This window comes from Alcanivorax sp. 24 (assembly GCF_004360225.1).
GTDB lineage: Bacteria > Pseudomonadota > Gammaproteobacteria > Pseudomonadales > Alcanivoracaceae > Alloalcanivorax > Alloalcanivorax xiamenensis.
The window spans coordinates 272,054-284,140 of the sequence record NZ_SNUA01000006.1 but is presented as its reverse complement, the minus strand read 5'-3'; the positions used below and the strand labels follow the sequence as shown (position 1 = coordinate 284,140).

10 protein-coding genes are annotated in these 12,087 nt (G+C 60.7%); 5 read left to right on the top strand and 5 right to left on the bottom strand.

From position 1 onward, the window contains the following. Positions 1-58: 58 nt before the first annotated feature. A complete protein-coding gene (locus E0L37_RS10930) occupies positions 59-322 on the bottom strand; it encodes a DUF4880 domain-containing protein (protein ID WP_166643041.1) in 264 nt (87 codons plus the stop codon). Then, positions 319-822, bottom strand: a complete 504-nt coding sequence (locus E0L37_RS10925; protein ID WP_133491764.1) for a sigma-70 family RNA polymerase sigma factor — start codon at positions 820-822, stop codon at positions 319-321. The genes E0L37_RS10930 and E0L37_RS10925 overlap by 4 nt, the downstream gene beginning before the upstream one ends. A 184-nt stretch (positions 823-1,006) precedes the next feature. Between E0L37_RS10925 and E0L37_RS10920 the strand changes: the two genes are divergently transcribed. The 5 genes from E0L37_RS10920 to E0L37_RS10900 all read left to right on the top strand — a co-directional run bounded on the left by E0L37_RS10920 (position 1,007) and on the right by E0L37_RS10900 (position 8,416). Beyond that, positions 1,007-2,047 (top strand): methyltransferase domain-containing protein, encoded by a 1,041-nt coding sequence (locus E0L37_RS10920; RefSeq protein WP_133491763.1) that lies wholly within the window; start codon positions 1,007-1,009, stop codon positions 2,045-2,047. Positions 2,048-2,066: 19 nt separating this feature from the next. Beyond that, positions 2,067-4,211, top strand: a complete 2,145-nt coding sequence (locus E0L37_RS10915; protein ID WP_133491762.1) for an FAD-dependent oxidoreductase — start codon at positions 2,067-2,069, stop codon at positions 4,209-4,211. An 11-nt stretch (positions 4,212-4,222) separates the two neighbouring features. After that, positions 4,223-5,014: a DUF547 domain-containing protein gene (locus E0L37_RS10910; RefSeq protein WP_133491761.1), complete on the top strand. Its 792-nt coding sequence runs from the start codon at positions 4,223-4,225 to the stop codon at positions 5,012-5,014. Positions 5,015-5,191: 177 nt separating this feature from the next. Next, positions 5,192-7,324, top strand: coding sequence for a TonB-dependent receptor (locus E0L37_RS10905; RefSeq protein WP_133491760.1), 2,133 nt, complete (start codon positions 5,192-5,194; stop codon positions 7,322-7,324). 15 nt (positions 7,325-7,339) lie between these two features. Then, complete coding sequence (locus E0L37_RS10900) at positions 7,340-8,416, top strand: PepSY domain-containing protein (protein WP_133491759.1); 1,077 nt, start codon at positions 7,340-7,342, stop codon at positions 8,414-8,416. A 135-nt stretch (positions 8,417-8,551) separates the two neighbouring features. Here E0L37_RS10900 and E0L37_RS10895 read toward each other — a convergent pair whose 3' ends face one another. Genes E0L37_RS10895 through radA form a run of 3 tightly spaced genes read right to left on the bottom strand, consistent with a single transcriptional unit; the run spans position 8,552 to position 11,988 of the window. Next, entirely contained in the window at positions 8,552-9,922 is a 1,371-nt protein-coding gene (locus E0L37_RS10895) for a TrkH family potassium uptake protein (protein ID WP_133491758.1), read from the bottom strand. Next, complete coding sequence (locus E0L37_RS10890) at positions 9,919-10,569, bottom strand: TrkA family potassium uptake protein (RefSeq protein WP_133491757.1); 651 nt, start codon at positions 10,567-10,569, stop codon at positions 9,919-9,921. Before E0L37_RS10890 ends, E0L37_RS10895 begins: the two co-directional genes overlap by 4 nt. Positions 10,570-10,620: 51 nt before the next feature. Continuing rightward, positions 10,621-11,988 (bottom strand): DNA repair protein RadA, encoded by a 1,368-nt coding sequence (gene radA, locus E0L37_RS10885; RefSeq protein ID WP_133491756.1) that lies wholly within the window; start codon positions 11,986-11,988, stop codon positions 10,621-10,623. Positions 11,989-12,087: the final 99 nt, after the last annotated feature.

Sequence of the window (12,087 nt, the reverse complement as noted above, 5' to 3'; positions counted from 1 at the left end):
TGCACAATGACTTCCCAATATATCGTACTATTCTGGTTTTTTTCAAACAGAAGACGGACTAAGATGTTGAGGCCGGTCTTGCGGGCTCGGAGATGGGTATCAGAGACAGGCTCAGAATGTCACCCACGGACTTTACCGGCATGGCATGAAAGGCGCGGTCTATTCGCTCCACCTTGTCCCAGGCTCGTTGGTTATCGGCGCTGGCAGCGAGCCACCGGTGCCAGCGTTCCCGGTCCTCGTCACTGACATCGCCATCACCGAGAAGGGCGAACCAGCGGGCGGCGTGCTCCAACGCCTCCTCTGAGACTTCGGCGTTGCTCACGGCAGCAGCCCCGGATCCGCCTTCAAGCAGTGAAACATGGCCTGCTCGATGTAATTGCGCACCGTCCTTTCCGACACCACCAACCGCGCGGCGATATCGACATAGCGCATGCCATCCAGGCGGGACATCAGGAAAGCCCGCCGCACCCTGGAAGGCAAGGCATCCAGCAATACGTCAATGCGATAAAGGGTCTCGACCACCAGGTAGCAGGCTTCCGGCGATATCGCGACAGGCTCGGGCTGTTGCTGGAGCGTCTCCAGGTAGGCCTGCTCAATGGCTTTGCGGCGCCAGTAATTGGCCAGCAGTCCATTGGCGATACGGCCAAGAAAGGCCTTCGGTTCGCGGATAGCGGCAATGTCGTCTTCACGGCGCAGCAACCGCGCGAAGGTATCCTGGGCCAGGTCGGCGGCCAGCTCGGAGCAGCCCGAGCGCCGGTACAGCACCGCTCGCAGCCAGTTATGATGATGCCGGTAAAGCGTCTCCAGTGAAGGGTCGGACATAGGCAACCGGGCTGCCGCATGGGCAGAATGGGAAACTGGACGACGAATGGAAATGATAACCATCATCAATTATCGATAACAAGAGCTCCGATGTGTTTTTCTGTATACCGTGGCGGACTCAGTGCTCCGTAACAATCGCCGTCGCCGGGCATCCAATTCATGGAACCGATAAAGGAAGACAGCAATGAGAGACGAGGTTCAGGATTATTACGGCAAACACCTCTCCGGCAGCGACGATCTGCAAACCAACGCCTGCTGTGATCAGACGCCGCCGGAACATCTGAAACCGCTGCTGACACGGCTCCATGACGAAGTGATCAGTCGCTACTATGGTTGTGGCCTGGTGGCACCGGCCGCGCTGGAGGGGACCCGGGTGCTCGATCTGGGCTGCGGTTCCGGCCGTGACGCGTATCTGCTTTCCGCCCTGGTCGGCGAGCGGGGTTCGGTGGTGGGCGTGGACATGACCGAGGAACAATTGGCGGTAGCCCGCCGCCATCAGGATTTTCACCGTGACCAGTTCGGTCATGGCCACAGTAACGTTATGTTTCTTAAGGGCTTTATCGAGGAACTGGATCAACTGGATCTGGAACCCGGCGGGTTCGACGTGGTGGTTTCCAACTGCGTGATCAATCTCAGCACCGACAAGGCCAAGGTGCTGACCGACCTGAAACGGCTGCTGAAACCCGGCGGCGAGTTCTATTTCTCCGATGTGTACGCGGACCGGCGAGTGCCGGCGGCACTCACCCGGGACCCGGTACTCTACGGCGAATGTCTGTCGGGCGCACTGTACTGGAATGATTTCCTCAATCTGAGCAAGGACTGTGGTTTCGCCGATCCCAGATTGGTGGAATCGCGCCGCCTGACCATCGACAACCCGGCCATCGAAGCCAAACTGGGCGACATTCGCTTTTACTCGGCCACCTACCGGCTGTTCAATCTCGACGGCCTGGAACCGGCTTGCGAAGACTATGGCCAGGCGGTGGTCTACAAGGGCACGGTGGCGGAACAACCGCATGGCTTCCTGCTGGATGGCCATCACTATCTGCCCACCGGCAAGGTTTTCCCGGTATGCGGCAACAGTTGGCGCATGTTGGCGGAAAGCCGCTTCCGTTCCCATTTCGACTACATTGGCGATTTCAGCACTCATTACGGCATATTTCAGGATTGCGGCCTGAATCCGCCCTTCAACGACACAACCCCATCTTCCGGCGGCGGCTGTTGCTGAGGATCCCGACGAGGTGACGATGAACCTGAAAAAAGGACTCCTGCTGTTTCTGATCACGGCGCTGGTGGCGGCTTATTTTCTGCTGGATCTGGGCCAATATCTGAGCTTGGATTATGTGAAAGCCCAGCAGGCCGCCTTCCAACAATTGCTGCAGGATCATCCGGTAACGGTGCTTGGCGGGTTCTTTGTCTTGTATGTACTGGTCACGGCTCTCAGCTTACCGGGTGCCGCCATCCTGACGCTGGCGGCGGGGGCCTTGTTCGGGTTCTGGCGGGCGCTGATCCTGGTTTCCTTCGCTTCCAGCCTGGGGGCCACCCTGGCGTTCCTGGCTTCCCGTTTTCTGTTCCGCGATTCCGTGCAGGCCCGCTTCGGCGAGCGGCTGAAGAAGATCAACGCGGGCATGGAAAAGGACGGCCCCTTTTACCTGTTCACGCTGCGTCTGATCCCGGTCTTTCCGTTCTTCATCATTAACCTTCTGATGGGTTTGACAGGGATTCGCGCCGCCACTTTCTACTGGGTCAGCCAGCTGGGCATGCTGGCGGGCACCGCCGTGTATGTGAATGCTGGCACTCAGCTCGGCCAGCTGCAAAGCCTGTCTGGCCTGTTATCTCCGGGCCTGATCGGCGCCTTCGTTCTGCTTGGTCTGTTCCCCTGGCTGGCACGTGGACTGATCCAGCGCTGGCAGGCACGGCGGGTTTACCGGGACTACCGCAAACCCCGTCACTTCGACCGCAACCTGATCGTGATCGGTGGCGGCTCCGCCGGTCTGGTCAGTGCGTATATTGGCGCCACGGTGAAGGCCAAAGTCACCCTGGTGGAGAAACACCAGATGGGTGGCGACTGCCTCAACACGGGCTGCGTACCCTCAAAAGCGCTGCTGAAGAGCGCCCGGATCGCACATCTGGCCCGGCAGGCCGACCACTATGGCTTCGACCAGATTCAACCCCGCTTTGAGTTCGCCAGCATCATGGCGCGCATCCGGCGGGTGATTGGCGACATCGCACCGCACGACTCGGTGGAGCGGTACACCGGACTGGGGGTGGAGTGTCTGCGGGGAGAAGCCCGTCTGTTGACCCCGTGGGAAGTGGAGATACAGGGCGCGCAAGGCCGCCAGCGCCTCACCGCCCGCTCTATCATCATTGCCACCGGCGCCTCGCCCTTCATCCCACCCATCGCGGGCCTGGATCAAGTGGACGTGGTCACCTCGGACACACTTTGGCAACGTGACCACTTGCCCGAACGCCTGCTGGTCCTGGGCGGCGGCCCGATCGGCTGTGAACTGGCGCAGGCCTTCGCCCGGCTCGGCAGCCGCGTGACTCAGGTGGAGATGCTCCCGCGCCTGATGCCAAAGGAAGATGAAGACGCCGCCACCCTGGTGAAAGCCGCTCTGGAAGACAGCGGCGTCAAGGTGCTGACCGGCCACAAGGCGCTGCGCTTTGAAGTGGAAGACGGCCAGTCCATTTTGTATGCGGAACACGACGGGGAGGAAATCGCCCTGCCCTTCGACACCGTGCTGGTGGCCGTGGGGCGCCGGGCTCACACCGAGGGCCTGGGCCTGCCGGATCTGGGCATCCCCACCGGGGCCAACGGCACCGTCGCCGTGAATGAGTACCTGCAGGCCCGCTTCCCCAACATTTATGCCTGCGGAGACGTGGCCGGCCCTTATCAATTCACCCATACCGCCGCTCACCAGGCCTGGTACGCGGCGGTGAACGCGCTGTTCCGCGGCGTGAAGCGTTTCAAGGTGGATTACCGGGTGATCCCCTGGGCCACCTTCACCAGCCCGGAAGTGGCACGGGTGGGACTGAGCGAAGAGGAAGCCCGGCAACAGGGTATTGAATACGAAGTCACCCGCTACGGAATTGATGACCTGGACCGGGCCATCGCCGACGGCGTCGCCCAAGGTTTCGTCAAGGTACTCACGCCCCCGGGCAAGGATCATATTCTCGGCGTCACCATCGTCGGCGAGTCCGCTTCCGATCTGATCAGCGAATATGTACTGGCGATGAAGCACGGCCTTGGGTTGAACAAAATTCTTGGCACTATCCACATCTATCCGACCCTGTCGGAAGCCAACAAGTACGCCGCCGGAGAGTGGAAGAAAAACCACAAACCGGAGCGTCTTCTGCGTTGGGTGGAACGCTTTCATGACTGGCGGCGTTGACGGAGGTATTGATGCGACCGTTACTCACCATCGCCCTGGTTCTGTTCACTCATACCGCCATCGCCTTCGACCATGGCGACTGGGACACGCTGCTGAAAAAGCACGTGCACTGGGTACGTGGCGGCGTCGCCTCACGGGTGGATTATCAGGGCATGGCCGCCGACCGGCCCCGCCTGGATCGCTATCTGGATGATCTGAGCACAGTGTCCGAGCGCCAATTCCAGGACTTCGACCGCAATCAACAGCTGGCCTTTCTGATCAACGCCTACAATGCCTTTACCCTGCGACTGATCCTGGACCAGACGCCCCACCCCGATTCCATCCGCGATATCGGCGGCCTGTTTTCCGGGCCCTGGGATCAGCGCTTCTTCACCCTGCTGGGAGAGCGTCGCACCCTGGATGAGGTGGAGCACGGCCTGATTCGCGACAATCCGGACCTCATGGATCCGCGCATTCATTTTGCCGTGAACTGCGCTTCGATAGGCTGTCCGGCACTGCGACCGGAGGCCTACACCAGCGAGCGGCTCGACTGGCAACTGGAGGACAGCACTCACCGCTTCCTCTCCGATCGCAGCCGCAATCAGTTCGATCAAGAAAGCCGACGCCTCTCGGTGTCCTCGATCTTCAAATGGTACCGCGACGACTTCGCCAATGCCGCCGGCGACCTGGGAGCCTGGCTTGCCGATTACTCCGGCCCTCTCGGGCTGACCACCAGGGATGCTGATCTGCTGCGTGACAATCGGCTGGCTATTCGGTTTCTACCGTACGACTGGTCACTAAACGGGCTTCCAACCGATCAGTAACCCGCCGCAGGCTGGACGGGCGTCAATCAAGCGGGGCACTCCCCCCCCTGCTTTGCTCTTGGAGCTTCATAGAGCGGCTTTAACCATTTCGCAATAGACAACGATTCTCATTTCTCTTAGTGTCGCCTCACCCTTACAAATCATACATAACGATTACCAACAAAATGGAGAACGCCCATGCGCCCTCCGCGCCTCGGCTTGCCTGCTGCCTTACTGTCACTGACCATGACCACCGTGGCCATGGCACAAAACGATCCTCACAAACTGGACGCCGTCACGGTCACCGCCAGCCGCTCCCAGGAAAAGGTCGGGGAAACACCTCAGAAAGTGACCATTATTACCCGTCAGCAACTTGATGAGCAGCTCGCCATCACCGGTGATCAAGCTCAGGTCCTCAGCAATCTGATCCCATCCTTCAGTCCCAGCCGGCAAAAGCTCAGCGGCGCTGGCCAGACGCTCCGTGGACGCGCCCCCCTTTATATGGTCGACGGCATTCCTCAGTCCAACCCTCTGAGGCCGGGGTCGCGGGACGGCTATACCCTGGACTTATCTCTGGTGGAGCGCATTGAGGTGATTCATGGCGCCACCGCGGAACATGGACTGGGGGCGACCGGCGGCATCATCAACTTCGTTACCCGTCGTCCGCAGGGCACTCAAACCCGGCAGCATGCCGGCGCCATGCTCACCTCCCCCGATGATTTCGATTCAGACGGGCTGGGTTACAAACTCAATTATCGTCTCGAAGGCCTTCACGACAACTGGGATTTCCTGGCGGGTGTCACCTATCAATCCAGGGGAATGTTCTACGACGCCGACGGCAAAACCATCGGTGTGGACAATGCCCAGGGCGATATCATGGATTCGCAAAGCCATGACGTGATGGTGAAGGTCGGTTACTGGATCGATGATAACCAGAATGTGGAACTGAGCATTAATCGCTTTTTCCTGGAAAGCAATCACGATTACCAGGAGGTCCCGGGGGACCGCGACATTGGCATTCCCACTACCTCCCGAAAGGCGGCAGGCCTCGGAGATCCGGTCAACAATGATGTATGGACCTCCAGCCTGTCGTACAAAAATATGAATTTTCTTGGCAACAACATTCAGGCTCGGCTCTACACCCAACGTTTCCGGGCTCGTTATGGAGCGGATACCACCTACCTGCAAGATCCGAACATTGCGCCAACTGGAACTCTGGTGGAGCAATCACAAAATGAGTCCGACAAAGTGGGCGCCAAATTCACGCTGATTCGGGACGGTTTGCTGGATGACCGGCTCAAGCTCACCACCGGTCTGGATCTGTTGCAAGACGAAACCCGTCAGCGCTTGATTCAGACTGATCGCGACTGGGTTCCGGAGACTCAATTCCGAAACATCGCACCTTTCCTGCAAGCGCAGTACAAGGCCACTGACCGTATTACGATTCATGGCGGCGCCCGTTACGAATACGCCAAACTGAATGTGGATGACTTCACCACCATTTATCAATACAACGCCACCAACCCTCCAGCAAGCAAGCCGGGAGTGGCCGTTGAGGGCGGCAACCCCAGCTTTGACGATACCCTTTATAATGCCGGCGTGACGTTCCAGATCACCGAAGCCGTTCAGCTCTTCGCCAATTATTCCGAAGGCTTCGGCATGCCAGATGTGGGACGGGTTCTGCGAGCCATTTCGGTGCCCGGTCAAAGCGTCGACACTTTCCTCGACCTTCGCCCTATCGTCACCGACAATAAGGAAGCGGGCATAAGGGTGGTTCAAGGGCCAGTGGACTTCGAAGCCAGTTATTTTCGCTCCGATGCTGATCTCGGCTCGCGCCTGTCCGAAAACCCGGCCACTGGCGTGTTTGAGGTGCAGCGACAGAAAACGGAAATTCACGGTGCCGAAGCCAGTCTGGGCTGGGCATTCCGTGAAGGCCATCGCCTCGGCGCCAGCTACGCCCACGTTAGTGGCAAGTATGACAGCGATGACGACAACCACGTCGACACGCGCATGGGAGCACGTGACATTCCCCCCGATCATCTCACTTTGAGCTGGCAGGCACGCTGGACAGACCGCTTCAGTACCTACCTTCAGGGCACCCGTTATTTCAGTCTCGATTTCAATGACCCGGAAAAAAAGTTCGACGGCTACAACCTGTTTGACCTGTCGCTGGCTTATCGTCTGCCCAAAGGGCAACTCAACGCCGGCATCGAGAACTTTCTTGACCAGGACTACTTCACCTACTTCTCGCAAAGTGCCACCACCCGGTCCGACCAATATTTCAAAGGCAGAGGGCGAGTCTTTACCATAGGCTACAATCTGGATTTCTAAGGGCCATAACCTGTTATGCGCAGGCTGATCTTTTCCCTGCATCTGTACGCCGGTCTGGGGTCGGGCCTGTTGCTCGCCCTGATCGGCATCACCGGCAGTCTGCTGGTGTTCTACCCGCAGTTGGACCAATGGCTGACGCCGGCACTGACCACGCCGGCCGGCCAGTCCTCTCTGCCCCTCAACCAGATACTCGCTAATGCCAGCGAGGCAGCGGACGGCGCCGAACCCCGTCGGCTCTATCTGCCCGGCACCAGTGGCGATTACCATATGGTCCGTTTCGATACCCCAATGGACGCGCCAGGACCGCTGCAAGTCAATGTGGATCCCTACACCGGCGAGGTCGCCACCGTGCGCGCCTGGGGTGCGTATCCGATGACCTGGATCTATCGGCTGCACTACACCCTGCTTGGCGGCACCACCGGCAAGTACGTGGTCGGTGCATGCGGCATTCTGCTGGCGCTGTTCGCGATTACAGGGGTGTATCTGCGCTGGCCCAAACGCGGCCGCTGGCGGCGCGCCCTCGCCATTGAACGTGGCAAGGGCCGTTTCCGCTTCTATTTCGACCTGCACGGCGCACTCGGTTTGTACCTGTTTCCAGTGCTGCTGGTGGTGGCGCTGTCCGGGGTGTTCATGGTGTTTCGCGCACCGATCACCGCTGCCGTCGCCGCGCTGGCCACGGTGACGCCGACACCTCAACCGCAATCGACGCCATCAGGCTCCGCTCCGGTGGACCTGGACCAGGCGGTTGCCGCCGCCGCCCCGGTCTTTCCCGGAGCCCGGTTGAGCCGGGTCTACCTGCCACGTTCCGAGCGAGACAGTTACCGGCTGGCCTATGTTCTGCCCGAATCCAACTGGCAGCGCTACGCGCCCAGCTCGGTCTGGGTGGATCAGTACAGCGGCGATGTTCTGGAGGTGTGGGACGAACGCAAACTGGGCGCCGCCGATACCGTGCTGGCCTGGCAGTTTCCACTGCACAACGGCGAGGCCCTGGGGCTGCCCGGGCGCTGGCTCGTGTTGGTATCCGGTGGGTTACCCGCCCTGCTGTTCGTCACCGGCGTTTATTTGTGGTGGCGTAAACGGCGGCTGAAGTGACGCTGAATCATTGGCCGTGCCGTTATATCAATTCGCCCAGTATTCGCTGCCAAGGCAGCTTCCCACAAAGCGTTATGGAACCGACCGCTTAGGGAAGCCAGCTTGCTGGCGAATACGGATGGGCAGAGAGCCTCATTAACCAATCTGCACATGGTCCTCGACGTAGCGCAATTTCGGTGTTTGTGGCCGTGCCAACGAGAACGCCAGAGCCAGTGGCCCAATGCGGCCCATGAACATCAGCAGCATAAGCACACACTGCGACGGCCAGGACAGTTCCCCGGTAATCCCCCGGGACAGCCCCACCGTGGAGAACGCCGAAAACGCCTCGAACAACACGTCCATCACTGGCAGCGCCGGCTCCAGCACCACCATCAGGAATCCGCTCAGCACCACCGCCAGCAAACTCAGCATGACCACGGTCTGGGCCCGAAACACCGACTCCACGGCAATGGCGCGCCGGAACACCGTGGGCCGTTGACGCCCACGCAAGAACGCCCGCGTGGCCAACAGCATCACCATGAAGGTGCTGACCTTGATACCGGAAGCGGTGGAGTTGCTGCCGCCGCCGATGAACATCAGGAACATGATCAGCAATACCGTGGGCGCCATCAGACTGCCCATGTCCACGGTATTGAAACCGGCGGTGCGGGGGGTCACCGCGGTGAACCAGGCGGCCCAGAGCCGGCCGGATTCCGGCAGTTCTCCAAAAGTGCGGGCGTTGTTCCATTCGAAACCGATTACCAGAAACCAGGCACCGAGGCACAACACCAGGGTACCGGCCAGAGTCAGTTTGCTGTGCAGGGAGAGCGTGCGCCATTGCCGCTTGCGCCACAGATCCAGTAACACGGTGAACCCCAGACCACCGATGATGAACAGCGCGGTGATCACCAGGTTGACCATGGGATTGGCGGCCCACCGTGACAGGCTGTCAGGCAGTAAGGCGAAACCGGCGTTGTTGAACGCGGAGACGCTGTGAAAAATGCTGAACCACAAGCCCCGCGCCACCCCCAGCTCCGGAATCCAGACCACGCTCAGCAATCCGGCGCCAATGGCCTCCATGATCAGCGCCAGCAACGCGGTATGCCTGACCAGCACCAGCATGTCCGCCGGCGACGTCTGGTCGGTGGCCTCGCGCACCAGGCGCTGCCCGCGCAGTCCCAACCGGCCGCCCAGCGCCATCAGCGTCAACGCGGCAAAGGTCATCAGGCCGAGGCCGCCCAATTGCATCAGGCCCAGCACCACCGATTGCCCGAACGGACTGAGATGCGAGCCGGTATCCACCACCACCAGACCGGTGACGGTGACCGCCGAGCAGGCGGTGAACAGAGCCTGGAAAAACGTCAACGGTGGCGTGCCGGAGACCGGCAGCCACAACAGGACGGTGCCGATCGCGATCAGCAACAGGAAACTGCCGGCCAGAATCGCCGGCGGACTGTAACGCCAGGGATGACGCAGGGACAGGACCGACTCGGTGCGGGCGCGCAGGCCGGGAAACCAGGTTCTCATAAACTCTCGGAGAATCGACGCAAGGCCGGTTCTTCACCCAGCAGTACCAGGTGATCGTTACGCTTGAGCCGTTGATGCGGACTCGGTTGCAAATCCACGTTCTGACCATGCTTGATGGCCAGCAGGCGCACACCGATCTCCTCGATCTTGAGGTCCGATAGCGGGCGGTCTTCCAGCACCTCGCCGGGACGGATCTCGATGACGAAGTAGTTATCGCCCAGGCTGATGTAATCGAGCATATTGGGATGCGCCATGGTCTGGGCGGCGCGCAACCCCATTTCGTATTCGGGATGCAGAACACGGTCGGCACCGAGCTTTTCGACGATGCGGTGGTGGACCGGCGTAATCGCCTTGACCCACACTTCCTTCGCCTCCAGGGATTTCACCGCCATGGTGCAAAGGATGCTGGCTTCGATGTTCTCGCCGATGGCCACCAACACGGCATCGAAACTTTCCAGGTCCAGTTCGCGCAGGGCGTCCTCGTCGGTGGCGTCAGCGATCACCGTCTGGGTCAGTTTGTCGACCAGGCGATTGGCCTGGGCTTCCCGATTATCGACTCCCAGGACCTGATGCCCCAGACGCATCAGTTCCAGCGCCACCGCCTCACCAAAGCTGCCCAATCCGAGCACGGCGAATTGCTTTTTCATAACGGCTCCCTTGTCGGACCGGACGCCGGAGCGCCGACGCCGGACGGCTCATTACAATTGTTCCAACGCTTCCGCCAGAGTGCTCACGGCGATCAGTTCCACCCCTTCCGGCAGGTTGCGCGGCTGATTGGATTTGGGGATCACGGCGCGGCGGAACCCATGTTTGACCGCTTCGTACAACCGCTCCTGGCCCTGCGGCACCGGGCGTATCTCGCCGGACAATCCGATTTCGCCGAAGACCACCAGATCCCGCCCCAAAGGCCGGTCACGGAAGCTGGAAACAATGGACAGCACCAAGGCCAGATCGGCGGACGTTTCTCCGATTTTGACGCCGCCCACCACATTGGCGAACACGTCCTGGTCACCGACCTGGATACCGCCGTGGCGGTGCAGCACCGCCAGCAGCATGGCCAGCCGGTTGGCCTCCAGACCGACACAAACGCGACGGGGATTGCCGAAGTGACTGGCGTCCACCAGCGCCTGCAATTCCACCAATAATGGCCGGGTGCCTTCCCACACCACCGTGACCAGAGAGCCGGGGGCGATCTCCTCCGCGCGGTTGAGGAAAATCGCCGACGGATTCTTCACTTCCTTGAGCCCCTCGCCAGTCATGGCGAACACGCCCAGCTCATTGACCGCGCCGAAACGGTTCTTCAGGCCACGCAAGGTACGGAAACGGGAATCGGAAGAGCCCTCCAGCATCAGCGAGCAGTCGATCATGTGCTCCAGCACTTTCGGGCCGGCCAGGGTGCCGTCCTTGGTGACGTGCCCCACCAGCAGCAGCACGGTGCCGGTTTGCTTGGCGAAGCGGGTCAGCGCCGCCGCGCACTCGCGCACCTGAGCCACGGAACCCGGCGCCGATTGCAGGCCGGCCAGATACATGACCTGAATGGAATCCACCACCAGCAGGCGCGGCTGCTCCTTGCGCGCCAGCTCGATGATGCGCTCCACATCGGTTTCCGCCGCCAGACGCAGTTTGTCCTTGGGCAGCTTCAAACGATCGGCGCGCATGGCCACCTGGGACAGCGACTCCTCGCCGGTGACATAAAGACAGGAATGAGCATGGGCGAGCCGGCACAGCGTCTGCAACAACAAGGTGGACTTGCCGGCACCGGGATGTCCGCCGATCAGGATGGCGGAACCGGGCACCAGCCCCCCGCCGAGCACCCGATCCAGCTCGCCCATGCCGGCGCTGATGCGCGGGGTTTCCTCGAGGACGATCTCATCCAGGTTGCGCACTTCCGCCAGTTGCCCGCTAAAGCCACCGCGGCCGGCGGAGCCACCGGCACGGGACGGGGCGCTGTCCACCACGAATTCCTGCAGGGTATTCCACTGACCACAGGCCGGGCACTGGCCCTGCCACTTGGGGAAATCCCCACCGCATTCGGTGCAGACAAAAGCGGTTTTCTTCTTCGCCAAAAGAGGCTCCTTTTCTTACCGGGCCAGACGCCGGACGCTTAACCCGGTGCGGAAACCGTCGCGGTGCTTCCTGCCGCCGGAGGGAAGACACTGACGGGA

Excerpts from the sequence above, each read along its gene's own strand:
- E0L37_RS10920 (WP_133491763.1), top strand. The coding sequence starts at position 1,007 with ATGAGAGACGAGGTTCAGGATTATTACGGCAAACACCTCTCCGGCAGC.
- E0L37_RS10925 (WP_133491764.1), bottom strand. The coding sequence starts at position 822 with ATGTCCGACCCTTCACTGGAGACGCTTTACCGGCATCATCATAACTGG.
- E0L37_RS10890 (WP_133491757.1), bottom strand. The coding sequence starts at position 10,569 with ATGAAAAAGCAATTCGCCGTGCTCGGATTGGGCAGCTTTGGTGAGGCG.
- E0L37_RS10895 (WP_133491758.1), bottom strand. The coding sequence starts at position 9,922 with ATGAGAACCTGGTTTCCCGGCCTGCGCGCCCGCACCGAGTCGGTCCTG.
- E0L37_RS10915 (WP_133491762.1), top strand. The coding sequence starts at position 2,067 with ATGAACCTGAAAAAAGGACTCCTGCTGTTTCTGATCACGGCGCTGGTG.
- E0L37_RS10900 (WP_133491759.1), top strand. The coding sequence starts at position 7,340 with ATGCGCAGGCTGATCTTTTCCCTGCATCTGTACGCCGGTCTGGGGTCG.
- E0L37_RS10910 (WP_133491761.1), top strand. The coding sequence starts at position 4,223 with ATGCGACCGTTACTCACCATCGCCCTGGTTCTGTTCACTCATACCGCC.
- E0L37_RS10905 (WP_133491760.1), top strand. The coding sequence starts at position 5,192 with ATGCGCCCTCCGCGCCTCGGCTTGCCTGCTGCCTTACTGTCACTGACC.